25 protein-coding genes are annotated in these 25,466 nt (G+C 42.4%); 6 read left to right on the top strand and 19 right to left on the bottom strand.

What is annotated here, in order from left to right; all coding sequences use genetic code 11:
* Positions 1-16: 16 nt before the first annotated feature.
* The 8 genes from LDM98_RS06830 to nadA form a co-directional block, all read right to left on the bottom strand.
* The gene (locus LDM98_RS06830; protein WP_223898592.1) at positions 17-271 is read right to left on the bottom strand and encodes a DUF448 domain-containing protein; all 255 of its coding nucleotides are present in this window, start codon (positions 269-271) and stop codon (positions 17-19) included.
* A 35-nt stretch (positions 272-306) separates the two neighbouring features.
* Positions 307-1,188 (bottom strand): homoserine kinase, encoded by an 882-nt coding sequence (gene thrB / locus LDM98_RS06835; protein ID WP_223898593.1) that lies wholly within the window; start codon positions 1,186-1,188, stop codon positions 307-309.
* 98 nt (positions 1,189-1,286) lie between these two features.
* Positions 1,287-1,757 (bottom strand): hypothetical protein, encoded by a 471-nt coding sequence (locus LDM98_RS06840; protein ID WP_223898594.1) that lies wholly within the window; start codon positions 1,755-1,757, stop codon positions 1,287-1,289.
* Complete coding sequence (lpxC, locus tag LDM98_RS06845) at positions 1,738-2,622, bottom strand: UDP-3-O-acyl-N-acetylglucosamine deacetylase (RefSeq protein WP_223898595.1); 885 nt, start codon at positions 2,620-2,622, stop codon at positions 1,738-1,740. The genes LDM98_RS06840 and lpxC overlap by 20 nt, the downstream gene beginning before the upstream one ends.
* A 92-nt stretch (positions 2,623-2,714) precedes the next feature.
* Positions 2,715-4,106, bottom strand: a complete 1,392-nt coding sequence (locus LDM98_RS06850; protein ID WP_223898596.1) for a M23 family metallopeptidase — start codon at positions 4,104-4,106, stop codon at positions 2,715-2,717.
* Entirely contained in the window at positions 4,096-5,076 is a 981-nt protein-coding gene (locus tag LDM98_RS06855) for a bifunctional oligoribonuclease/PAP phosphatase NrnA (protein WP_223898597.1), read from the bottom strand. The genes LDM98_RS06850 and LDM98_RS06855 overlap by 11 nt, the downstream gene beginning before the upstream one ends.
* Positions 5,077-5,143: 67 nt before the next feature.
* Positions 5,144-5,962: a carboxylating nicotinate-nucleotide diphosphorylase gene (gene nadC, locus LDM98_RS06860; RefSeq protein ID WP_223898598.1), complete on the bottom strand. Its 819-nt coding sequence runs from the start codon at positions 5,960-5,962 to the stop codon at positions 5,144-5,146.
* The gene (gene nadA / locus LDM98_RS06865) at positions 5,962-6,969 is read right to left on the bottom strand and encodes a quinolinate synthase NadA (protein ID WP_223898599.1); all 1,008 of its coding nucleotides are present in this window, start codon (positions 6,967-6,969) and stop codon (positions 5,962-5,964) included. Before nadA ends, nadC begins: the two co-directional genes overlap by 1 nt.
* Before the next feature lie 80 nt (positions 6,970-7,049).
* On the opposite strand from nadA, the gene plsY reads away from it, so the two are divergent.
* The 5 genes from plsY to LDM98_RS06890 all read left to right on the top strand — a co-directional run bounded on the left by plsY (position 7,050) and on the right by LDM98_RS06890 (position 10,922).
* Positions 7,050-7,673 carry a glycerol-3-phosphate 1-O-acyltransferase PlsY gene (gene plsY, locus LDM98_RS06870; protein ID WP_223898600.1) on the top strand — a complete coding sequence of 208 codons (624 nt, stop codon included), beginning with the start codon at positions 7,050-7,052 and terminating at the stop codon, positions 7,671-7,673.
* A 1-nt stretch (position 7,674) separates the two neighbouring features.
* Positions 7,675-8,001 (top strand): dihydroneopterin aldolase, encoded by a 327-nt coding sequence (locus LDM98_RS06875; protein ID WP_223898601.1) that lies wholly within the window; start codon positions 7,675-7,677, stop codon positions 7,999-8,001.
* Between the two features lie 73 nt (positions 8,002-8,074).
* Positions 8,075-8,749, top strand: a complete 675-nt coding sequence (hsrA, locus tag LDM98_RS06880) for a homeostatic response regulator transcription factor HsrA (protein ID WP_223898602.1) — start codon at positions 8,075-8,077, stop codon at positions 8,747-8,749.
* A 390-nt stretch (positions 8,750-9,139) separates the two neighbouring features.
* Positions 9,140-9,391, top strand: coding sequence for a YfhL family 4Fe-4S dicluster ferredoxin (locus LDM98_RS06885; protein WP_223898603.1), 252 nt, complete (start codon positions 9,140-9,142; stop codon positions 9,389-9,391).
* A 7-nt stretch (positions 9,392-9,398) separates the two neighbouring features.
* Positions 9,399-10,922 carry a Ppx/GppA phosphatase family protein gene (locus LDM98_RS06890; protein ID WP_223898604.1) on the top strand — a complete coding sequence of 508 codons (1,524 nt, stop codon included), beginning with the start codon at positions 9,399-9,401 and terminating at the stop codon, positions 10,920-10,922.
* A 50-nt stretch (positions 10,923-10,972) separates the two neighbouring features.
* On the opposite strand, the gene bamA is transcribed toward LDM98_RS06890, so the two are convergent.
* The gene (gene bamA, locus LDM98_RS06895; protein ID WP_223898605.1) at positions 10,973-13,273 is read right to left on the bottom strand and encodes an outer membrane protein assembly factor BamA; all 2,301 of its coding nucleotides are present in this window, start codon (positions 13,271-13,273) and stop codon (positions 10,973-10,975) included.
* A 109-nt stretch (positions 13,274-13,382) separates the two neighbouring features.
* Between bamA and LDM98_RS06900 the strand changes: the two genes are divergently transcribed.
* Positions 13,383-14,225 carry a prephenate dehydrogenase gene (locus LDM98_RS06900; RefSeq protein ID WP_223898606.1) on the top strand — a complete coding sequence of 281 codons (843 nt, stop codon included), beginning with the start codon at positions 13,383-13,385 and terminating at the stop codon, positions 14,223-14,225.
* A gap of 28 nt (positions 14,226-14,253) precedes the next feature.
* Here LDM98_RS06900 and LDM98_RS06905 read toward each other — a convergent pair whose 3' ends face one another.
* The 10 genes from LDM98_RS06905 to lptE form a co-directional block, all read right to left on the bottom strand.
* Positions 14,254-15,756, bottom strand: a complete 1,503-nt coding sequence (locus LDM98_RS06905; RefSeq protein WP_223898607.1) for a BatD family protein — start codon at positions 15,754-15,756, stop codon at positions 14,254-14,256.
* A complete protein-coding gene (locus LDM98_RS06910; RefSeq protein WP_223898608.1) occupies positions 15,740-16,585 on the bottom strand; it encodes a tetratricopeptide repeat protein in 846 nt (281 codons plus the stop codon). The genes LDM98_RS06905 and LDM98_RS06910 overlap by 17 nt, the downstream gene beginning before the upstream one ends.
* Positions 16,582-17,553 carry a VWA domain-containing protein gene (locus LDM98_RS06915; protein ID WP_223898609.1) on the bottom strand — a complete coding sequence of 324 codons (972 nt, stop codon included), beginning with the start codon at positions 17,551-17,553 and terminating at the stop codon, positions 16,582-16,584. Before LDM98_RS06915 ends, LDM98_RS06910 begins: the two co-directional genes overlap by 4 nt.
* Before the next feature lie 2 nt (positions 17,554-17,555).
* Complete coding sequence (locus LDM98_RS06920) at positions 17,556-18,473, bottom strand: VWA domain-containing protein (protein ID WP_223898610.1); 918 nt, start codon at positions 18,471-18,473, stop codon at positions 17,556-17,558.
* Positions 18,460-18,870 (bottom strand): hypothetical protein, encoded by a 411-nt coding sequence (locus LDM98_RS06925; protein WP_223898612.1) that lies wholly within the window; start codon positions 18,868-18,870, stop codon positions 18,460-18,462. Before LDM98_RS06925 ends, LDM98_RS06920 begins: the two co-directional genes overlap by 14 nt.
* Positions 18,871-18,962: 92 nt before the next feature.
* Positions 18,963-19,790 carry a DUF58 domain-containing protein gene (locus LDM98_RS06930; RefSeq protein WP_223898614.1) on the bottom strand — a complete coding sequence of 276 codons (828 nt, stop codon included), beginning with the start codon at positions 19,788-19,790 and terminating at the stop codon, positions 18,963-18,965.
* Positions 19,791-19,801: 11 nt separating this feature from the next.
* The gene (locus LDM98_RS06935; protein ID WP_223898616.1) at positions 19,802-20,749 is read right to left on the bottom strand and encodes a MoxR family ATPase; all 948 of its coding nucleotides are present in this window, start codon (positions 20,747-20,749) and stop codon (positions 19,802-19,804) included.
* 71 nt (positions 20,750-20,820) lie between these two features.
* On the bottom strand, positions 20,821-23,790 hold the full coding sequence (mfd, locus tag LDM98_RS06940) for a transcription-repair coupling factor (RefSeq protein WP_223898618.1): 2,970 nt from the start codon (positions 23,788-23,790) through the stop codon (positions 20,821-20,823).
* Positions 23,777-24,940, bottom strand: a complete 1,164-nt coding sequence (locus tag LDM98_RS06945) for a folylpolyglutamate synthase/dihydrofolate synthase family protein (protein ID WP_223898620.1) — start codon at positions 24,938-24,940, stop codon at positions 23,777-23,779. Before LDM98_RS06945 ends, mfd begins: the two co-directional genes overlap by 14 nt.
* The gene (lptE, locus tag LDM98_RS06950) at positions 24,940-25,455 is read right to left on the bottom strand and encodes an LPS assembly lipoprotein LptE (RefSeq protein WP_223898622.1); all 516 of its coding nucleotides are present in this window, start codon (positions 25,453-25,455) and stop codon (positions 24,940-24,942) included. The genes LDM98_RS06945 and lptE overlap by 1 nt, the downstream gene beginning before the upstream one ends.
* Between the last annotated feature and the right edge of the window lie 11 nt (positions 25,456-25,466).

A 25,466-nucleotide genomic window follows, 5' to 3' on the forward strand; every position in this document is an offset into this window, starting at 1 on the left:
CTTTAATATACTGCAACTAGTTGCATGTGTCGGCTTCATTTGCCAACGTTTTCAATAACCTAGTAAATCGTTCTTCATCTTGTTTAAAACGCTTCACTAAGCCTTTGATTTTTTTCTCATTATGTACACAAATATCACAGAGGTAGAAGCTTCTTCCTTTACCATCAGATGCAACGACCTCACTACCCTCTTGTTTTAAACGAATCAAAGTGTTTTGAGGATGTTTGCTTCGGCAAGCGATGCACATACGTATTGGCTGTGATTTATTCATGCGTATTATACCTAAAAAGAGATTAAGCGTACAGCTTAACTCTTGGTGATGACACCATTATTGTCTAAAGAGAGAATAAAAACCCTGAATTGAGGGAAACGCGCCTGCAGTGCCTGTGCAATTTTATTGGCATCTTTCTCATATACAAGGTTAAAAAATGTAGAACCTGAACCTGACAGTGTACTCATCAGTGCACCATGCTTCAGTGCCAGCTTCTGCACATCGAACAGTTCAGGCATCATTTTCATTCTTCTTGCCTGATGCAGCTTATCTTTGGATGCTATACGCAATAGATCCCAGGATTCGCTCATAAAAAGTGCTGTCATATAAGAGGCACGTGAAAGTGAATAGACGGTCTCTTCTTTTCTATACATTTTAGGCAGGATCGTACGCGATTTTGCTGTGGATATGGTACGGTTAGGCACAACCACTACTGCTTTTAAATAGTCAGGCATACGTCTTTTTTTGCTGTAGACCCGGTCACCTTCCACACAGGCGACATTAAAACCACCCATCACTGCAGGGGTGATGTTATCCGGATGGTGTTCATAGCGCAATGCCTGGTTGAGTATTTCTCTTTTGTTGTATCTCTTATCTGCCGCGGTATAGGCTGCGCTCAATGCAGCCACGATCACCGCAGAAGAACTCCCCAGCCCTCTTGAGATGGGGATACGGTTATGAAATTCGAATCTGAAATTATCCTCTCTTCCGGAGAGTCTTTTATAGTTTTCATTGAAAATACTTAAAAACAGGGAATTCTTCTTTATTTTAGGATTGTCGTCACCCTCCCCATGCGTGGAAAGACTCAAAAATTTTGAGGGTGTGATCGTAATTTCATTTCTTAGATCTACTGCAAGCCCCAAGGTATCAAATCCAGGGCCTAAGTTTGCAGAGGTTGCGGGTACGCTTATAAACATCATTGTCCTTATTTTGAACGCTTTTAGAGTGATCTCCAAAAACCACGCTGACACTTTGTCCACTTCAGCTGTTCGATCATGCAACAGATCACAGGAGTCTACACAGCCGGAAGTATGTACTCAGGTGTTGATTCTTCATCCAATTCAAGATCTTGAATACTCTGAGGCAATGTAAATTTTACATTGATCGCTTGTTCAAATTTTTTTGTAATTATAGTCTCTTTTTCCTTGATAAAATAAAGGTTTCCTACCGCTTTGATAGGTTCCCCTCCATTTAAGGCAAAACCGCTGCATCCTGCACACTGTATACCCTTCACGATCTCTATCGTTTTAAGCATGATATAGGTGAGTTTTATAGCCATATACGAACCGGGACCTCTGGTATAGATGATCCTGCTGATATCATATTTGTCCAGACATTCTTTGATCAGGGGTAAAAGGATTTCGGAAGTTTTTAACTCACTGGATATCGTGTCGATCAGCCTATCCTCTTCATAGACCCCCAACAGCAGAGGTGAAGAGATAGATATAACGAGAAGTTCGTATCTCTTAGGCAAAACTTTTTGCAAATGCTCTACTTTGTAACGCTTCTACTGCGACAAGATCATAGTTTTTACTGTCTGAGAGCAATTTAGATGTCAGTTTATAATTGAGATCATGACTGCCTGCAAATGATTCATATTTGGCCAGTATATTATGACCAGTGACCATCATATCGCCCATGGCATCCAGGATCTTATGTCTTGCAAATTCATTCTCAAACCGCAATCCTTCAGGATTCAGTACTTTATGGTCATCCAGCCCTATGGCATTGTGAAGTGTTGCACCAAGTGCTAAATTTTGACTTTGCAGGTACTGGATATCTTTCGCAAATCCGAAGGTTCTTGCACGTGCGATCTCTTCTATAAACGCTTTGGTACTGAATGCAAAATGCTCTTGCTGATCACCGATCACAGGATGGTCGAACTTGATACGAAAGTCAAATTCTGCACTCTCATGGGGCAACAGACGCACGAATTTGTCACCTTCGCGTACCTCAACAGGCTGTTTCACACGGATAATTTGCTTTAAAGCATCCTGTTCATGAATACCTGCCTCCTCCAACAAAAGACAAAAAGAGATGGATGAACCGTCCATGATCGGCATCTCGTTTCCATCCACGATCACGCGCATATTGTCTATACCATACGCATAGACAGCAGAGAGAAAGTGCTCGATCGTAGAGATATACCCTTTTTCATTTCCTATCACCGTAGCCATACGGGTATCAATAACCGAGTCGGGAGAAAGTGGTATTCTCATCGCAAGATCTTCACGGTAGAACATAATACCGGAATCTACATCAAGCGGCTCCAGTCTTAACTTGATCGGTTCACCTTTATGCAAACCTATACCTACAACTTCCACAGCTTTTTTCAGTGTTCTTTGTTGCATGACTCCCTCCTCTCTCAATTTTTATTGGCGTATTATAGTATAATATAATAATTATTGCAAAGAATATACTTTTGCTCTGTATCATTTTTAGGCTATTTACCCTGAATGATCTTGTCTGCGGCCTTAAATACATTATCCACATTCTTTCTGATCCACGCTTGATCGAACCACTCTACCGGTCTGACCTCTATACCTTGAACCAAAAGACCAAAATGCAGGTGATCACCCAATGCCAGACCTGAAACACCTGTTTTTGCTATGTTATCTCCCGCCTTCACTTCATCGCCTTCATTGACCAGGAGTTGAGAACAGTGCCCATAGAGTGAATAGAGACCCAGTCCATGATCGATCATAGGCATATTTCCATAGATTCCGTTTTCATTGGCAAAGACGACCTTACCGTCATTAGACGTTTTGATCGTCGCCATTTTTGTACTGGCCAGGTCATACCCTACATGATAGGAGTGAGAGACCTCATTCTCCTTCTCTCCATAGTAGTAATGTCTTGCATCCCCGTAACTCGCAACCTTTTGCCCGTTTCTAAGCGGGTAGAATTTTTTTATTTTCCAACTTTCCAGCACATCAGAAGAGAGCTCTTTGCTTAAGGAGTGGATCAAGGCTTCGTTTTTCAAACGCATCGTTTCATTGATCGCCTTTAGTTTTTCCAGTTTATCATCGATATGCGCATACTCAGGATCACTTGAAGCGAGATCGGTGATCTTTCCGTCTATGAAGTTGTCTCTGGCTCTGATCCATGAAACTTTATACTGATGGTTTATAACATAGAAAGGGATATCAGCCGTACGTTCGTTCTTCGCAGCATCGATCGCAACCACTTTCGCTTTAAACTCTGTTTGTGTAAACGGCCATGCTATCAGTGCCGCATAATATCCTTCTTTTTTATAAGGCTGTGCACTAAACCTTGTTTCACCTGCTTCTATATACAGTGTATCCAGATTCTCATCTTCTGCCTGAAATACAACCAAAGCACTTCCGCCTTGTGTAATACTGTAGGAGTTTGCTACGACATTGACATTGGGTCTTGTAAAGTCCACATTGATGTCGATCACTTTTTCACTCTTATTCCCCTGTGCAAAGTTCCATAAACTGCTGTCAGTGACCGAAACTTTTAATTTGAGTTTGGTTGCTTTTGCATCCAGTGTTTTACTTTGAGGATAGTTCACCAGCAGCGTTTGTTCTTTCGGTTTGCCTTCCAAAGTCCCCTCGCCAACGATCAGGCTGTTGGTGCCGTCACTCAGGATCAGTTGAAAACTTTTTAATCCTTCATTGTCAGCAAGTTGCACTTTCAATGGGTCCTTACGGTTCCAGAAGAGATTATCCCCGCTATGCACAGTCGGGACCTCTCTTTCAAATTCCGGTGCCGTATAGACATACCCTGCTCCTGCAACTAAAGCCACCAATACAACTAAAAACAATCCGCCTGCTATTTTTGCTCCGCTTTTTTTACCATTTCTATTTCTCATCCAATATTCCTAACTCTTCTATCTTTTCTAAAATTGTATCGATACTTTCTTGTAATCCGCATTGTGACACCTTATCCTCCAGAATGAACCCCGCAGCCACCTTATGCCCACCGCCTCCAAAGGCCATGGCCACTTTGGAAACATCCACTTTTTTACTGCGCAAAGAGATACGAATACCCTGCTCCAGCTCCATGGCAAATATGGCTATCTCCACCGTCGCTAAAGACCTGGCGTAATCTACCACACCCTCCATATCCGGTACCGTTGCACCGGATGCACGTATATCTTCCTTGGTTACCATGAGTGCAGCGATCTCCGCGTCATGATATAAAGATAAAGACGTCAAAGCCCTTTGCAAAATGCGCAATGAGCTCAAGGGTCGCCTCTGGGTGAAATGACGGGCTATCTCATCAGGTAAGGCGCCTCTTTGCACAAGCTCCTGTGCTACGGTAAACACCTCTTCATTGACCGAAGAGGTGGTAAAAAAACGTGTATCGGAGAGCAGTGCCGTGTAAAAACAGGTTGACGCATCAGCCTTGACAGGATAGAGTGCCTTGAACAATGCAAATGCCACCTGCGATGCAGAGGCATATTCTGCTATCACAACATTGATACTCCCATAACGTGTGTTGCTCTGATGGTGATCGATATTGATAATATCTCTACCCTCCAGATCAAATCCCAGTCTATCCACACTGCCGCAGTCACAAGAGATTATCACACTGTCTGCGTAATCGATATGATGCTTGATCTTTTTAAAGTTCGGTAAAAAATCAAGATAAAGCGGTAACTCGGTCGAAGCATTCACGATTTCAACTTTTAATCTTTTGTCACTGCTTAACAATGCATAGAGTCCTAAAGCCGTACCTAACGTATCTGCATCCGGATTCAAATGGGAAAGTATCGTAACAGAACCAGCATCTTCTATCTTGTTTCTTACTGCATCATAGGGGAGACTCTCACGTATCATTTTATTCTTTCATGGTTTAATTCACACCGTCTTGGATTATATACAAAGAGTGTTAATGAAGTGTTACTTACTCCACCTTCATAGACAAATCGATCCAGTTTGCCTGATGAATGATCGAGCCTGAACTGATGGCATCGACCCCGGTACCTGCGATCTTTTCGATCGTCTCAAGGGTTACATTACCGCTGGCTTCCAGCAGAATATGGGGGAAATTTTCATTTCTGTATGCCACAACTTTCGCGGTCTCTTCTGTAGACATATTGTCGCACATCACGATATCTGCTCCTGCTTTCATCGCCTCTTTGCTCATCTCAAGGCTTTCACACTCTATCTCCACCTTGGAAGTAAAAGGTATCTTCTGTCGTACCTCTTTCATAAAAACATCTAGATCTTCGATGGTCTGCAAATGTGTATCTTTGAGCATGAGACAGTCATCTAAGCCCATACGGTGATTGATCCCCCCGCCGCAGCGTACGGCATATTTCTCGAACTCACGCAACAAAGGTCTTGTTTTTCTTGTATCAAGCAACTTCACACCCGTATCTTTAAGGGCATCCACATACTTAGCCGTCAAAGTCGCTATAGAACTAGCATGAATGACCATATCCAGAATAGAACGTTCCAGAGACAGAATGGTTTTTGAGTCTCCGGAGATTAAAAGAAGTTTTTCGCCTTTACCAAAACGACTGCCGTCAGATTTTTCCCACTCCAGTGTCAGGTCATACATCTGTGCCAAGGCATCGACATACTCCTGACCCGCAAGTACACCATCACTCTTGGCAATGATATATGCCCGTATGGGTTTGCTTGTACTGATACGTGAAAAGAGGTCCCCACGCCCCAGGTCTTCGGCCACTAAAGCCTTTAAAAATCTCTCTTTTAACATTATTTTATCGCCAGCATGCGTTCTAATGCCACATTGGCATATTTGATCGTGTCTGGGTCCACTACGATCTCATTGATCGGCTTGTTATCCTCTATGGACTTGAGTGTATTGTACAGATCTTCCAACGTCGTTTCATTCATCGTCGGACACTCCGGTTTAGTGGAAGAGAGTACATAGGTATTACCCTTTCGCATTCTATTCACAAGATTATACTCTGTACCGATGGCTACTTTTTGTTCAGGGTCAAGGTCGTTGACATACTTGATCAGCTGTGAGGTAGAACCTGCAAAATCTGCTGCGAGTACGACACTTGGATCACATTCTGGGTGTACGGCTATTTTAATGCCCGGGTACTTGTTTCGATAGAACTCCACGTCATCTACCGTAAAGAGTTGATGCACAGAACAGAACCCGTTAAAACAGATGATATCTGCTTCTTTGGGGTCACACTCTTTTCCGTCTACCTCTACACCGATCACACAGGACTTCAATCCCATCTGTATCGCGAAATTCTGCCCTAGACATCTGTCTGGCACAAAAAGGATCTTCTTTCCGCTCTCCAAACCTTTCTCGATGATCTTGTAGGCATTGGAAGAGGTACATACCAGTCCTCCCATCTTCCCTACCTTTGCCTTGACCGAAGCATCAGAGTTGATATAGGTAATAGGCAGTATATCCTCTTTGGCGATACCTCTGTCTACCATATACTGTACAGATTCGTCAAAGTAAGAGCCATCCATCATACGTGCCATTGCACAGCATGCGATCTTTGGCATAAGTACACGTTTTTCAGGGGCAATGACCTTGACACTTTGGCCCATGAACCCCACACCGCAAAAAACGACCCAGGGGTTTGTATCTGCCTGGCATCTGCGTGCCAACTCAAGACTGTCCCCAGTGATATCAGCCATTTCAAATACTTCATCACGCTGATAATAGTGTGCCACTACCGTGACATTCAATTCTTTTTTTAGTCTGTTTATCTCAGCTTTAAAATCTATACTCATATTATATATCCTTAACTATTGTGGCTATTTTATCAAAATTCGGTTAAAATTGCAGTATAAATTTTAATTGTGGACAAATCATGGACTTTTTAACAAATCAGAATATTTTACTCTATCTCTCAGCCTATCTTATAGCCGGGATCCCTTTTGGATACCTGCTCGCTAAAAAGTTTGCAGGGGTGGATATCAAAGAAGCCGGAAGCGGGAATATCGGTGCGACCAATGTGCTTCGTGTGGTCAAAGAGCAAGACCCGAAACTGGCAAAAAAACTGGGAGCGGTCACACTCTTTTTAGATGCGATCAAAGGTGTGGTTGTGATACTCGCAGCCATAATGCTCGGTGCGCCTGAAAGTGTACTCTGGACCATTGCCGTACTGGCTGTTGTCGGTCACTGTTTTTCTGCATTTTTGTTTTTTGAAGGGGGGAAAGGTGTGGCAACCGGCTTTGGTGTACTGCTCATTATGATGCCTATTCCTGCGCTGATTGCCATTGTGGTTTGGCTGGTTGCAGCGAAAGGGTTAAAGATCTCATCACTCTCGTCACTGATCGGGCTCGTAGCGTTCATCATTGCCTCTTATCTCATCTATCCTGAAGTACCTGGTATAGGTTCCCATGCCCCTATCTGGATCATTGCATTCATCATCTTTTATAAACATATCCCGAATATCGTAAGACTCTTCAAAAAAGAAGAAGGCAAAGTCTAATATGACCATTCATATAGAGGATCTGACGTTTGATGTGATCATCGGCTTACTGGACTTTGAACGGGATAGACCCCAGCGTGTCATCATCAACCTTCAAGCGTCTTATGATTACAGCGATGATCAATTTATCGATTATGCGGACATGGTACTGCTGATACAGAATGAACTCAAAGAAAAACGCTATGAGCTATTAGAAAATGCGCTTTTAGGCCTCAAAGAATTACTCACTATCACTTACCCGAAGCTGCAGACACTTTCACTCAAGATTTCAAAACCGGATATCTTGGCCCAATGTACGGTTTCCTTAAGTAAAACTTGGAATTTTTAAAATTTTTTTAAAAAGCGCTCTTTTTTATGTTATAATATTAAACAAATCTTAAAGATTAAAAAAGGTGCATGTTATGAGAATATTGATCATAGAAAATGAAGTGACACAGAGTAAAACACTTTCAGATACGTTGACGCAAGAGGGTTATCAGAGTGATGTGGCTGAAAATCTTGATGATGCAAGATATTTTCTGCAGATCAGAAACTATGACCTAGTACTGCTTGGATGGCCATCGGGCAGTGATAAGAATCTGGATATCATCTCTACTATCAAAACAGAAGCACATAAAACCTCTGTCATTGTTCTTTCTGAACGGGAAGACAAAGAGAGTGAGATCAAAGCACTTAGATCCGGTGCCGACGATTTTGTCAGAAAACCTCTTGATTATGATATTTTACTGGTACGTATTGAAGCGAAACTACGGTTTGGTGTTTCTAACATTATCGAAATCGAAGATCTTATCATTAATCCTGAAGAAGAGAAGATCATCTATGAGGGTGAAGAGATAGAGCTCAAAGGTAAACCGTTTGAAGTCTTGACACATCTAGCGATGCATAAAGATCAGATCGTCTCTAAAGAGCAGCTGCTTGATGCGATCTGGGAAGAGCCGGAGCTGGTTACACCCAATGTCATTGAAGTCGCCATCAACCAGATCCGTCAGAAAATGGATAAACCTTTAGATATCACTACGATCGAAACGGTCAGAAGACGTGGTTACAGGTTCTGTTTCCCTAAAAAGATCTCTTAGACCAAATTTCCAAGAACACATTTGGGTGTTTTCTTCCTCACGGGATAAAAACACCTCATCCTACCAAAAAAACCAAACTTTTTTATCCTGGTACCTGTGCATTTTACAGTACTACCTTAAGAGATGATCAGAATACTGGCCTTTGCCCTTCTTCATGGTTTATTATTACAAAAATCAGTCCATTTCACACCTGGGATATTACGGGATTTTGTCTATAATTTCATCGTAAAAACAAGATACAAAACTGCAGCTAAAACAGACTATCATCCCTGTTCAATTTTACAAAAAAACGACCAAAGTAAAATTTTATTATCAATTCACAGATAATTTAATTTAAGCATAAGCTTTGTTCCGTTATAACTCCTATAAATAACATATATAGAGGAAACCATGGCATTAGTAATAACTGACGAATGTATCGCATGTGACGCATGTAGAGAAGAATGTCCAAATGAAGCAATCGAAGAAAATGATCCAATTTATCTTATCGATCCTGACAGATGTACAGAGTGTGTAGGTCATTTTGACGAACCTCAATGTATCGCAGTATGTCCCGTAGACTGTATTGTCCCGGATCCTGACAATGTGGAGAACGTTGAAGAGTTAAAATTCAAATATGACAAACTGCAAGAAGAAGAGTAGTTAGTCCATGTCAAAGCGAACTGCTATCATTGATATCGGTTCGAACTCAGCAAGACTTGTGATCTTTGAAAAAACAAGTCGTTACGGCTTTCATCTTATTTGCGAACAAAAATCCAAAGTTCGTATTGGTGAAGGTGCCTATGATAAAGAGGGGTATCTTCAACCCATTGGTATCAAAAGAGCCTATTTCACTTTAAAATCCTTCCTTCATACCATAGACAAATATGAGGCAAACAAAACACTTTGTGTTGCAACTTCTGCACTGAGAGATGCACCAAACGGAAAAGAGTTCGTCCAATGGATCAAAAAGGAACTTGGACTTTCCATCAAAGTGATCGATGGCAACAAAGAGGCAAAATATGGCGGTATCGCTGCAGTAAATTTACTGCCTATCAGCGAGGGGATCAGTATAGACATCGGAGGAGGCTCATCCGATATGACACTCATAAAACACGGGTATATCGTCGATACCTACTCGCTTGACCTTGGTACCGTAAGACTCAAAGAACTCTTTTTTGATAAAGGGCTCACTCCTGCAGATATAAACGAAAAAGCAAAAGCATATATACAACAAGCCCTGGCTCAACTTCCAGAGCATTTTAAACATACACTGGCCATTGGTATAGGGGGAACTGCAAGAACCCTTTCTAAGGGGATTATGAAACAGGTTTGCTACCCTTTAGATAAACTACACGCTTTTTCCTATCATGTGCAAGAGCACAAAACCTATCTTGATGCCATCCCACTCTCCAGCGCAAAAAATCTTCAACGGTTTGGATTGAAAAAAAACCGCTATGATACGATACGCGAGGGGACACTGATCTTCAATGAAATTCTTTCCCATATCGGTACAGAAACGGTTATTTCTAGTGCCGCAGGTGTAAGAGAAGGGGTGTTTTTGGAACAGTTGCTTAAAAAGGACAATCTCAAATTCCCAAGCCGTATCAATCCCAGTGTGATCTCGATATTGGATAGATTTCAACCTTTGGTCAATATACAAAAAAACCAGAAAACAAAACGCAAACTCGCGTCAAACCTTTATACACTGCTGCAACGGGATATTGATGATGGGAAACAGTATGAAAAAGAACTGCTGTGGGCAGTCAAACTCTCCAGTATCGGACAGACACTGACGGTTTACCGGTCACATCAGCATGCCTTTTATATTGCCATGCAGGAGTTGAATTACGGTTTTACCCATAAAGAGATACTTCTTATATCATTCCTGTTGCGAATGAATGAAAAGGAGCTGTTGAACAAACCGCTCTTTAAACACTATAAACCGCTTCTTCCGGAAAAAAGCACCCTGCTTTGGTTAAGCTTTATCTATACCCTTACTGTACTTCTGCAAGAAGCCTCCAACAGTGCCGGCATCACATTTGCCTATGAAAACAGAACACTCCGTATCCTCTCTGACAAACCCTTATACCTGGCAAAAGAGACAGTGAAAGCTTTAGAAAAGCCTATACCGTTTGCCATCATTATAGAAGATGAAAGTACCGTGCCTAAAAATAAAAAGTTGGGAATTTAAAAAGAGTGTTGCGAGCAAGGGTTCACCCTTGCCATTTGGATGGAGAAATGCTAGAATTTACTCCCCATAGAGAACTCAAAGGCTGCTGTTTGATCCAATGGGTCATCATCGATCGGATAGGAGAATACGAGATTGATCGGTCCAAATCCTGACTGCCACTCTAGAACCACACCCGTTGATGATCTTGTGATCTCATCAAAACTATCTTCACCGATCATTCCGTAATCATAAAAGAATGCCAGTCTCATCTTTGCCGCTTCAGAAAGAGGGATACTTGCTTCGACACTTGCAGAGGCTCTATGGAGACCCCCCGTACGCGTAAAAGTCGTTGGGTCCAATGGTGAAAGCGTATACGGTTGATATCCTCTGACAGACCCTATACCCCCTAAGAAGAGCTTTTCTGCGATAGGAAGATATGAGTTATCATCTTTTGCAATCGTTGTCATTCGTCCTTTCAGACGCAAGATAAGGTCATAATCGATCCAGTCTTCCAATCCATAATAGAGTCCTATTTTTGCACTTGTTTTTAAAATATTGGCATATCCGCTAGGATAATCGATCTGTTCGGTTGCATTCAGGTCATCTCCATCCAATTGCCCATATTCAAAATTCAGCGCTGCGATCATCCCTTCCCTTGGTACATAGAAATCATCTGTGTTGTCAAAACTTATACTTGCAAAGAATGAAGTCTTTTTATACTGGTCATTATAGAGATTAAAATAATAGTTATCGAACAGTGTAGTATTGGTATCATTGATCGTTGACTGATTATCAACATATCCCATCCCTACAGAGGCATGGAAATATCTATAGAACTCTCTACCTATATTCAGAGATCCACCCAACTGGTCTTGTGTATAGTCTATATATTCATACTCTTTTTTATACAAACTGAGTCCCAAACTATACATACTGTCCCACACTTTTGGGTTGACAAAAGAGAGATTGTAGTTTGTTGAGATCTTTGATACTTCAAAGCCTAAGGTCGTATTGATACCTGAACCAAAGAAGTTTCGATCTGAAATAGATGCATTGAACATCAGACCTTCATAACTTCCGTATCCACCACCCGCAGAGATCGTACCAGTGGATGTCTCTTTGACTTTCACAAGAAGGTTGATCTTATCTGCTGAGATCCTCTGACTCTCAACGTCGACTTTTTCAAAGAACCCTGTTCTTCCCAGTGCATTCTTTGAATCCTTAAGATCTCTGGCACTGAACGTATCGCCAGGTGCCAAATAGATATAACGGCGGATCACCCTGTCTTTGGTCGTGTCGTTACCCGAAATGATCACATCGTTAATCGTCACTACTTCTCCCGGTTCAACTACATAATTCAGATTAATGATCTTCTTCTCGGGATCTTTATGCATTTGAGGGGCAACTTTTACAAAGGCATAACCAAGATTCCCTACTTCCTCTTCCAAGATACTGATATCTTTTCGCATACGCTTAATGTTAAAGATCTTACCCTCTTTCAAAATCAGTTTATCTTTAAGATCCTCGGTGTTCAGCCCTTTGACATCTTGCGTAATACCTATGGTTCCTACACGATATTGTACACCTTCAATGACCTGGTAATCCACTTTGGCCTTGTAAGAACCAAAATCTACCCTCATCAGCGGTTTACTTACATAGGCATCCAAATAGCCATGTCTCATATAGACATCTTTGACCCTATACGCATCATACTCAAGTTGATCTACCGTCGCTTCACCATTGTTTCTCCAAGGCATCCAACCAAGGAAATCTTTTTCTTTGTTCGCCAGCTCTAATTCAAGATCATTTTGTACCAACGCCTCAGCACCCACAAAGTTCTGTTCCTGGATAATGATCTTCTCACCTTTGTTTACATCAAACACGATGGATATACTGCTTTCACCTACAGGGGTCGTACTCACATCCACCACCGTGTCATAATAGCCTTGACTTTCCAACTTGGCGATCAGTGTTCTTTTGGCCTTCTTTACACGTCTTTCATCATAAAGATCACCTTTTTTAAGACCTATGCCTTCCAGAAGCTTCATGCCATCATCACCCGATCCATATCCTTTGATATCCACATTTGCGATAGCCAGTTTTTCTTTAAAATGATAAATAAGTACACTGCCCTGCTGGTCTACCCATACATCTTTAAAATACCCCTGTGCAAAAAAGTTTTTAATGGAACGGTTGATCTTCTCCGCATTTATCTCTTCACCCACACGGATGCCGGCAATCTCTTTTGCACTTGTTGGGGAAAGATGTGCAAGTCCTTCAAATTTAATCTGTGTAACTTTCTGAGCTGAAAGAAGCGAACCAACAAGCATCCAAGAAAGTAGTATCTGAACCAGTGCCGTCTTTTTGATCATCGTTAAGCCTTAGTGTAATTTGCCAATATTCTATCGGTTTTTCGATAAGAACCTCATAAGAAACAGATAAATCATGCTATACTCTGCCAAAAAATGAGGTAGGTATTTTATGGCTAAAATCAAAGTCGGTATAGTTGGTTTAGGACTTATGGGTGGATCTTTAAGTCTTGCGCTTCAAAAGCACTCCAAAGAGTACTATTTCATGGGGATGGACCATAATGAACTCCATCGTTCACAAGCCCTTGAACTCGGTCTTGTTGATGAAATCTGTACCTCTACCGAAGCACTCAAAAGTTGTGAGATCATTGTCCTTAGTATCCCTGTGGATGGCATTATCTCTGTTATTCAACAGTTAGGTACTTTGAGTGATACCTGCACAGTGATCGATCTTGGAAGCACCAAAGAGAAGATCTCCCGTTCCGTCCCATCTGAGATTCGGCACAATTTTGTGGCTGCACACCCTATGACAGGGACTGAAAAATTTGGTCCTACTGCTGCTCTTGAAGACCTCTATACGGACAAAGTGGTTGTACTCTGTGACCTTGAAAAAAGTGGGGAACATCAACAAAATGTTGCCAAAAAACTTTTTACTGATATAGGTATGAATATCGTCTGTATGGGTGCGAAAGAGCATGACAGACATGCAGCCTTCATCTCCCATATGCCCCATGCGATCAGTTATTCCTTGGCAAATTCTGTGATGGCGCAGGAAGATTCCAAAAGTATTGTTGCACTGGCAGGCGGTGGATTTAAAGACATGAGCCGTATTGCGAAATCTTCTCCCAATATGTGGGAAGATATCTTTCGACAGAACAAGACCAATGTACTTGAAGCGATCAACTCCTTTCAGTCAGAACTGAAAAAATGCCAAAAGATGGTAGAGAATGAAGAGTGGGAGACGCTGAACGCTTGGATGAGGGAAGCCAATACTCTACATGATATCTTAGACTGACACTGCCTCAATACTATCGTGAAACGCTTCACGACTGCTTAATGCGATCCACCATCTCTTTGAGTGCTTTTTTGTCTATCTGGACAGATTTATCACCATTTTTACGGGCATAGAGTTTACGTACCATCTCTTCTATCTCTACATCCTCGCTCATATGACCATACAATAGTTTCAGTGCTTCTGTCTCGTTATAAGGAGTTGAAGTTCGTCTTGTTACGCGAGGCAACCATCTTAGAACAGGCAGGAACAGCATACCTAGGACAAAGGCTGCCGCCAACATCCACCATGCTACACTTTTTACCTCTACTTCTTTTTCTACGACCACTTCTTTGGTCTGAACAGGTTGTGATCTATTGGTTTGTACCACACCGTTTGTATCGGGTTTGTTGATGGATGCTGATGCAGTAGATGATTGCTTAATGGTAATATCATAGGCATTCACCGTAAGCGCTTTGAGCTGTTTATCTTTTGGTCTTAACACAGAAAAACTTCGTGCCGGTATGACAAAGTCCTCATCTGCTATAAAGGCAAAACTTTTACTGTAACTGCTGTATAGCTCTCCATCCACAACTTTTGTCTCTACTTTAGCTTCATCACTATAGACGGTTACCCTATCGATCTCATATTTTGGAAATTCGAAACTTTCCAGATTACCTTTCCCCTCTATCTTGACTGTGAGGTTGACCGGTTTGTTGGCTTTTACCTCTTGGGCATCAATGGTGGTGTTGATCGTAAAATCACCTACAAGGTCACTCTCCTGGACCTGAGGTAGAACTTCTATCTGAAGACTATTCGATGCTACCTGCTTCCATTTTGTACCAAAGGTCATACCGAAAATATCTCTTCTGCCTCTATCGGCTACCCCCACTTTGGCATAGGCAGGACTTGCTGTAAAATTCCCTTCTGCTTGTGGGGTAAGAAGATAGCGTACTTCCTGAACTTGATAGTTACCCTTGATATAGGCATTTTTCTCACCGGCATCTGTTACGGTAAATCCTGGAAAACCAGGCGGTGTATACTGGATATCCTGTGAGAGCCTTACACCATTTTTCAAAGAAAAATAGACCGTTACCATCAGTGATTCACCTACCATCACTTTCGTTTTATTGGCATGCATCTGCAAGGAGAACATAGCACTGTTCTCTCCTAACGATGCATTGGACTTCACGACTTTTATCTCAATGGGCTGGGTGTTATATCTTTTGCCGTCTATCTTCACTTCATAAGAAGGGATGGTGACATTTTTATCGGGTACAAAAGTGAAGGTTTTTGTCGTTGCGTGCTCGCTTTTCATTGTTCCGTTGATATAGCTATAGGAGCTGCTGCTTCCGGAATGGGCAGCTATGACACTCTGTCCATCGATCATTTGGATATCCGGAAATTCGGCGTCATCTCCTATGGCTTTAATGCGTAGCTCAACAGTATTACCACTGACAACCTCTGTACTTGATACCGTGGCCTCTACGCCATCAGCCCGCATCACTTGTAAAACCAATGTCATCATAGACAATACTTTACCAAGGTTTCGCATCTTCACTCCTTTGACCTTTTTTACCTTCACCCATCTGATACATCATCGTAGGTGTTTTTTTCTGTCCCATCTTTTTCATAAGACGTTTTAACTCCTGCTCTTTGAGCTTCTCTTCTTTATTCATCTTTTTTTGCTCTTTGGGCTGATCTGACGCTTTGTCACCTTTTTTCTCTTGGGACTTTTTCTCTTTTTGAGCGTCTGATTTCTCTTTATCCCCCTCTTTTTCCTTCTGTTCTTCTTTGTTTTTTTGATCTTTCTTTTTTTGATCTTTATTCTGTTTGTCCTGTTTTTTCTTTTGATCTCTGTTTTTTTGGTCCTGTTGTTTCTTCTTTTGGTCTTTTTGCTCTTGATTCTGATTTTGATCCTGCTTTTGCTTCTCGTCTTTATTTTGTTGCTGATCTTTATTTTGATCCTGTTTCTTTTGCTCTTCTTCTTTTTGCTTCTGTTTTTTGGCTAACTCAAGGTTGAATCTTGTATCCTCATCCTCTCTCATTTCCAGGGCTTTTTCATACGATGCGATGGCTTTGTCCCACTCTTTTTTCTGAAACTGACTGTTACCGATATTATGGAGCCTTGTTGCGTCATCTACACCTTCCGCCTTTTCATAGGCTTTGATCGCCTCATCATATTTTTTATCTTTATAGAACGCATTTCCTATGTCATACTGTTTTTCAGGGCTCTTTACATCTAAACTGTTCAATAAGGCTGCACTCTTACCATACTCTTTCGCCTCATAGGCCTGCTTTGCTTCTTTGATGGTTTTAAAGTCGGTAAGCCCGGCATGAAGTAAAGTAGCCATACTTATCACCCATAAGATCACTCTTCTCATACGTCTCTCCTTCTAGGCATCGAACTCAATGAAACAAGCAGCAGTAGCAGTCCAAATCCCAATGGATAATAAAAATACTCCACACGCTCTTTTACCGTCACTTCACCCTGCTGCTGGTTTTGATATTTGCCTTTTATGACAGAAACCAATTGTGTGATATCTTCTTTCCCCGTACTTGCTACCACATACGCACCATCATTCTCTTTGGCGACCTCACCCAATGCATCGTTTCTTTGTGTAATGGCTATGGTACCGTCTTCAAGCGTAAAAGGTTTGCCATTCTCGTCGATGACCGGAGCGCCTTTTTCAGTTCCTACCAGTACGACATACAGGTCGATATCATTTTCTTTGAGTATCTCTGTAAAACCTGCAATGGCCTCTTCATCTCCACCATCTGTAAAAAGTACCAGTATCTTAGGTCTCTTTTTTTCCAGTAAAGAACTTGCCAGTTCACCCAACGCTGAATAGTCTGTAGAACCCATGTTGATATAGCTGTCATCTACACCGCCCACCATCATTTTCAGAGTCTCTTTATCACTTGAAAAGGGTGCCAGTACAAACGGACTGTAAGCAAAGGCCACTACCCCTACCTCATCGCTCGGCATGGCATCAAACAATACATTCATCTTCTTTTTGGCGAACGTCAAGCGGTTGGGGTAGACATCGGTACTCCGCATAGAACCGGAGATATCCAATGCCGTCAGCAGTGTCAATCCTTGCACTTCTACGATTCTGTCACCCTTTTCCATCACCGGTCTGGCCATAGCAACGATCATCAGAAAGAGTGCCAGGAGCATCAGTATGTTACGTACGACCATCGGCATACTCTCGTCTGTCGCACTCAAACGTTTGAGTACCTTCTCATCAAAGATACGTGCAAGTCTCTCTTTGTTTGTCGAGATAAGAAACGCAAAGATGACAAAAGGGACAATGAGCGCCCAAAAAAACTGAGGATTGACAAAACTCATCTCTATACCCCCCTACTGTTTCTAATGTAAATAAACAACAACAGACTCAGGATGGCCAAAAAGAGCGGATAGATGTAGAGATAGGTATGCTGCACGATCTTTTTGTCATCGATCTTTGTTGCCTCAAGTTTGTCTATCTCTGCATAGACTTGAGAGAGTGTCGTGGCATCTTGTGCACCAAATGCCAACCCTTTACCCGCATCCGCCAATGCCTGTAGATACTGCGCATTATAATCACGTGCATCCCCTACACCTATCGCATAGAGTTTAATATCACGCTTTTCTATCAGACTTTTTACCTCTGTGAACGGTACCTTGCTCATATTGTCTATACCGTCAGTCAGCAAAATGGCGATCTTTGATCTGGCCTTGCTTTTACTCAAGAGATTGTAACTCTGCACGATGGCATCATTGATCGCTGTTCGTTTCCCTGCCATACCCATCTCTTGCATTTTTGTAATGTCTGTTAAAAACTTTTTTTCAAAGGTAAGCGGTGATGCGATAAAGGCAATGTCTGCAAACGTGACCATACCTATACGGTCATTCTCTCTTTTTTCTATAAAATCACCCACGACCTCTTTGACCACATCAAACTTGTTTCTCCATGGATCAGAAGGATCAAACCCCTGCTGTCGCATCGAATCACTCGAATCGATGATAAGCACAATGTCACGTCCCTCTTTTTTACTGTTCGAGTAACTTTTTGTGATGACCGGAGAAGCCAAAGCGATCACGGCTGCTGTGATCCCCACCCACTTTAACACGGAGAGCAAAGAGGACTTGCCTGCACTCTTTGCCATGAGTGTGTTCACATGAGGGAAAAAGAGTGCACGGCTTCTCTCTTTACACCAAATACTGCAAAGGATAAACAAGATCAATACCCCTGACAGAATCGGATATTCAAAACTAAACTGACTCATCCGCCACCTGCACATAGAGGTTGAATTTGTTAAGGGTATCCTGATCTACTGCATCCGCCTCTTTTTTATATTTATACTGTTCAAGCAGTGGTTCAAGTTGAGAAAAAAGCTCTTTTCGTCTCTCATCTGTGGCCAAGAGCCTTGCATAGTGTGTGGCCTCATACGCAGACTTCTTCGTCTCTTTCCAGTCTATCTTTTTCATCGCCTCAAGATAGCCTTTGGCAAGGTTGATCTTTCTGTTGTCCCAGAGCTTCTTCGCTACAAAAAAGACAACAGCTGCTACCAAGAGAATGGCAAAGTCGATCAAACCCCAATAGATATAATAAGAACTGTCCGGGATCTCAAGTAAAGGTTTGATGTCCCTAAGCTGTTCATTGATGTTTGCTGTTTGATTCATTTTATACTCCTGCCTTCATGGCTACACTACGTTCCGACCATTTCGGTTCCGTCACTATGGACGTAAAACTGTTTACTTCCATTTTACGCTCCTCACCTCATTCGTTTCATTAATTTGAGTGCCGGTTCTTCATGCGTATAGATCTTGGAAAACCGTATCCCCTGTTTTTTAAACTGTTTGTAGAGTTTTTCATCATTGTCATGCAACGCTTTCTTGTAGTTTTTCAGTGTGGCACTGTTCACATCACCTTCAAAACTCTGTTTGCTCTCCATATCTATGAGTCTGAGATATCCCAGTTCAGAAGGATCCTCTTCAAACCTGTCACGTACCATCACGGCAAAGACATCATGTTTTTTACTCAGTAGCTTCAAATCTATATCACCTACAAAATCAGATACGATAAAAAGCAGAGACTTCTTTTTCAGACGGTGATGCAGCATCTCGACCAAGGCAGAAAAATCACCCTCTTTTCCTATCGGGTCAAATGCATAGACATCTTCCACTGCTTTATGTACGGAAAAAAGTTTTTTACTTGCTTTACTTGCTTCATACAGCTGATCTGCAAAGATCATGTGTGAAAACAGATCACTGTTCTTTACAGCAGAAAAACCAAGAGTAGCCACGACTTCAGCGATAATGTCCGACTTTTGTTTTACGGTGCCAAAATAGACAGACCCGCCGAGCATCGAAACGACCACGACATTAAGCTCCCGCTCCTCTTTATAGATCTTTACAAAAGGTTTACCCAGTTTTGCCGTTGTTTTCCAGTCTATCTTACGGACATCATCACCGTAGACATATTCACGGAGTTCTACAAACTCAAAGCCTTCACCCTGAAAGAGAGAGGCATTGTTCCCCAGCATATCTCCATAGACCTGCTTTTTGGTTTTAAGGATAATCTTCTTTACAGCTTTGTTCAAACCAGATACCTCTAAGGGATTGGAACAGCAGCTAAGATCTTCTCTATGATCTCATCTTGTGTCACCTCTTCCGCCTGTGCTTCATAAGAGAGTATGATACGGTGGCGAAGGATCTCTTTGGCGATATAGGCGATCTCTATAGGCGAGACATAGTCCTGCCCTTTCAGGTAAGCGATCGCACGGGCAGCTTTATACATATCGATACTTGCACGCGGACTCGCGCCAAATTCGATATACGCTTCTAGCGCTTCAAGACCATAGGCCTTCGGATCACGCGTAGCAGCTACAAGTTCTATAATATACGCTTCTATCTCTTCATCCATGTGCACCTGAAGCGCTTCTTCCCTGATCTTGTTGAGATCCTCAATGGTTGCTACCTGTTGGATCTCTCCAAAACTGTTATTGGCTACACGTCTTGCGATCTCCAACTCTTCTTCTTTGGTATTATAACCGACCACCACTTTCATCATAAATCTGTCAAGCTGTGCTTCGGGAAGTTCATAGGCACCTTCCTGTTCTACCGGGTTCTGTGTCGCCATGACCAAAAAGGGAAGGTCTATTTTGAATGTTTCATCTCCGATGGTTACCTGTCTCTCCTGCATCACTTCGAGTAGTGCGGACTGTACTTTAGCCGGAGCACGGTTGATCTCATCGGCCAGTAAAAGGTTGGTAAAGATAGGGCCTTGTTTGATCTTAAATGTATTGTTTGAAGGATCATAGATCTCAGTCCCTATGATGTCAGAAGGAAGCAGATCAGGAGTGAACTGTACACGTTTGAAGTCCAGTCCCAGTGTCTTTGCCAGCGCATTCACCGCGGTCGTTTTTGCAAGTCCGGGAACACCCTCCAGCAGGATGTGCCCGCGGCAAAGTAAACCTGCCAAAAGCCCTTCGATCATCTTGTCCTGTCCGACAAGGACTTTAGAGATTTCTATTTTGATGTTTTCTATGGTTTGACTCAAGTTACTCTCCTACATTTTTATCTGAAAAGTATACTTTTGTGAGGTTAATTGAAGGTTAATATCTGAGGATACTACTTCAAATACCCCATGGCTGTAGCGATAATGTCATCATCATCTTTACTAGGTGATTTAAGTACCACTCTCTCTTTATTCTCATCCATGAATTCGATAAAGACATTTTCTCCATATGAAGAGACTTTGGAGATGCCTTTTTCTCTTGCCAGAACCTTCATGACGATCACATCAATGAACTGTCTGGTAATGACATCGAGTTTTCCAAACCTGTCTGCTATCTCTGCTTCTATCTCATACACCTCTCCTGTAGTTTCACAGAGAGAAAGACGCCGGTAGAGTTCCAAACGCAGTCTGTCCTCTTCTATCAGTTCTTCATTGAGGTAGGCATCAATAGAGAGTTTCATATCGATGTTCTGCGCTACTTCCTTGTCTTGTCCGGAAAGTTCTTTGATCGCATCTTCAAGCATACGCAGGTAGAGTGAGTATCCTATCTGCTTGATGTGACCCGACTGTGCCTCCCCGATGATATTCCCTCCGCCACGTATCTCAAGATCGTGAAAGGCAAGTACGGCACCGCTTCCCAGATCTGAATGCGACTCCAGTGCAAGTAGACGGCGTTTTGCGTTGTCTGTCAGACGCTCTTTATCGGTGACCATGAAGTAGCAGTATCCCTCTTTGGCCCCACGTCCCACACGCCCGCGAAGCTGATGCAGATCTGCGATACCGAAATTGTCGGCCCCGTCAACGATCATCGTATTGGCATGAGGCATATGTATCCCCGACTCCACGATCGAAGTAGAGAGCAGCACATCATACTCACCAGTGCCAAAAAGCATCATCTCATCTTCGGTCTCTTTGGCCGAGATCTTGGAGTGAAGCACTGCTATGCGCAGTTTAGGAAGTACTTCAAGCAGTTGCTTCTTTTTCTCTTCGATCCCTGCAATGGAGTTGAAGACATAAAATATCTGTCCACCGCGCCGCATCTCTCGAAGTATGGCCTCTTTGATGACCTTATCATCGTAACTCTTCACAAACGTACGTACCCCTTGACGCTCTGTCGGCGGTGTAAGGATCTCGGAAAAAGACTTGACTTCTGACATCGCAAGGTTCAAAGATCTCGGTATCGGTGTGGCAGACATGCTGAGAAGGTGTACATCGATGGAGATCTCTTTGAGCGCCTCTTTCTGTTTTACGCCGAACTTATGCTCTTCATCGATAATGACCAGCGCCAGGTTCTTAAACTTCGCCTTGAGCAACGCATGGGTTCCTACCACCACGTCAATCGTCCCTTCCTGCAAGCCTTTGAGCGTAGCATTTTTCTCTTTGGTCGTAGAGAACCTGTCCAGCTTGGCGACTTTTATATCATACCCCTGAAAACGCTCTTTCAGGCTTTTGTAATGCTGAGAACTCAGCAGGGTCGTAGGTGCGATCATCATCGCCTGGTAACCGTTCTTGACCGCTACGAACATCCCGTTCATTGCCACTTCTGTTTTACCGAACCCTACATCAGCCGAGAGCAGCCTGTCCATCATCCTGCCTGAGCTCATATCATCGAGCATATCATTGATAGCACGCTCTTGGTCTTCTGTATGCACAAAACCGGCCTGCGACATAAAGATAGCATGTTCTTCCATGTTTCTTTTGAACTTGATACCTTTTTTCAAATGACGCTGTGCCGAGAGGTTGATGATCTGTGAAGCGATGGCAAAAAGCTTTTCTCTGACTTTTTCCTTAAGCTTCTTGAAACTGGCTTTCCCCAGCTTATCAAGTATCGGCAATGCACCGCCTTCAGCCACATAACGGTCTATCACTTCAAGATTGGAGACGGGAATGAGCAATGCATCTTGATTTTGATAATGCATCACTACAAATTCACTGGTCGCCCCCAGTACATCACGTTTTTCTATCCCTTTAAAGATACCTACCCCGTAATTCTCATGCACCACATAGTCACCGGGCTTCAGTTCATCCAGAATGATCGTCGCTTTTTTTACCTTTTTGCGTTTAAGAGGCTTGTTGAGTGAAAGAATGAGTTTGTCTGCACCCAAAAGATTGACGATACCCTCCTGATAGACAAACGCTATATTTTCAAAAGAGTCCAACTGGGAACCGCGTACGATACTCTCATTTTTAGCAATGATCGTGATCTCTTTGTCTTTGTGGGATTTGAGTAGTTTATTGGGGTCCACTGCTTCAAGGTCACGGTATTTATGCCCTTCCGGGATGGCAGGCAGTACAAATGCATTTCGTGGGACAAGCGGTTGATCCAACTCGTACACTTCTTTCAGTTCATCCTCCAAGGCAGAGGCAAAAACGCCGTCAAACAGTGTTAAAGCGCTCTCCCCCAGATCATCCAGATGCCATAGTCCAAGCGAATCAATATCTTTGACAAAAGTATCATAACTGCTTCGTTCGGTTCTGTTCCTGAGTGCCTCATACTGGGTTTTGTTCAGTGCCAAAAATGCCGGCGTGAAGGTCAAAGATTCCAGCTCATCGTTGGAACGTTTCTGTGTCCCTTCATCATAGTACTGGATGGTCTCCACCTCTTCATCAAACAAAGAGATACGGTACGGCCTCTGTGCATCTATAGGATAGATATCTATAATGTCGCCACGAAAAGAGACTTCTCCATGGCTGGCAGCAATGTCCGTAAAATGGTATCCCCACTGATACAGTGTATCCTTGAGTTCCTGCATATTTAAAGTATCGCCGAATTCTATGGACCTGCTATCAAACAGTTCCGCTTTTGGGAAAGGGATAAGCAGTGTACGCAGCGGTGAGACCAGTATCTTTTTCTTTGTACTTTTATAGAAAGAAGCCAACTGTATGAACAACTGATGTATCTCTTCATCATAGGCGCGCAGATCTTCCCCTACGCTCACTCGAAGGTCTGGCAACACAAAGGTGTCAAATCCAAGTAACATGGCTATATCTCGTATCTGAACTGCTTCCTTGTCATCTTTACAGATCAGCAGTTTTTCTTCTTGTAACGCTTCTAGGTATTCGTAAATATTACTTTGGTACATCACTCTTCTTTTGCATTTTATTTAAAAATTCTTCTACGACATAAAATGAACCAAAAACCAGATACTGTTCATTTTTGTCTATCTTTCCCTCAAAGTAGCTATAGTTCATACCTACTTTTTGAATGGCTTTTTCTATCTCACTCAAAGTGGTCGCTCTTTGTGAATCAATGGGGATGATCTCTACATGTTTGACCTTAGGTTTCAGTGTTTGTAGCACAGCTTCATAATCTTTGTCATCAAGACTGTTATAGATAAGGATCACCTTATTATCCAATGCTTTTTCTATTGCCTTTGCCGCTAAAGGGTTATGTCCCACATCGATACGGATGTTTTGTGTCAAGGGATAAAAACGTCCGAAGAGTTCCAAGGTGCGAAGATCATTGATATTGTAAGAGATATCCAAAATATCCAAAGCCTGCAGTGCCACTGAAGCATTCTCGATCAAATACTCTCCCCATAACTTCTCTTTTGCGATAACTTTCAACTTCGACACACTCTGGGATGAAGGTAGATGGAGATACAGTATGGCACCCTTCTCCTCCACGATCTTTTGGGCAACATCCAGTACCTCATCATAGACTTGCGGCGCCAGCAATACTTGCTTTTGTATACTGCGTATTTTCGTACCGGCTATGGCTTCGATGCTTTCACCCAAGAAAGCCTGATGGTCTATGCCTATCGGCGTGATGACAGAAAGTGCCTTATCACAGACATTGGTCGCATCGAATTCTCCGCCTAACCCTGCTTCCAAAACCATCAGATCACAATTTTCAAAGACCACAAAGGCTAGAAGTGTCGTATACTCAAAGTAACTCAGACTTTCACTCAACTCCTTACCCAGGATGACAAAAAGACTTTGATGTGCTGCTTCAAGTACGTCATCCGGACTGTCACTGCCGTTGAGCCAGATACGTTCATTGAACTTTAAAATATGAGGAGAAGAGAAGTGTCCGACCTTCAGACCGCTTTTATAAGCCAAATATGCGATCATACGACCCGTTGAACCCTTTCCGTTGGTTCCCACGATATGCACCGTTCTAGGCTGTCTGATATGTGGTTTCAACAGACCATAGGCATGATGTACACGCTGATGGTCTATTTCTTTATAGTAAAGAGGTTTATGTTGAAGAAATGTATCAAAAGCGTCCATCATTTCGTTTCTTTTAACATCCCTTTAGCACTGACATATGCCAGGAATTCATCCAGTGCTTTTCCCAATCCTAAACGTAGAGCCTCTATTCTCAGTGCAGAAGAGGTCAATGAACTTTCCTGAATATCTGATTCAACAATACTGCTGATTGTTTTCCTTTCTCTACCCTCTTTAGTGACCATATAAAACTTGACCCTGATGACTGCGCGGTACCGAGTGACATAACCATTTTCATAGGAAAGCGGTATAAAAGTGCTTCCTGCATAAGAGAGCCTGATTTTACTTTGTGCCTCTTCTTTAGAAACGATACGTCCCTTAAATCGTGTGTAGACCAAACGGTTCATCTCATCTTTTACATAAGGTGCATTTTCAGGTTCAGCCCTGTCAACACTGACCTCCACATACACTGTATCGGAAAAAACATGCTGGATCATATGAGAAGAGGGTTTATATCCGCATGCACTGACAAGTAAGAGTATACTGACGGTCATCCAGAATTTTAAAATCATACGCATACGTCCCTCTC

Source organism: Sulfurovum sp. TSL1, from assembly GCF_019972135.1.
In the GTDB taxonomy this organism is placed as follows: Bacteria; Campylobacterota; Campylobacteria; order Campylobacterales; family Sulfurovaceae; genus Sulfurovum.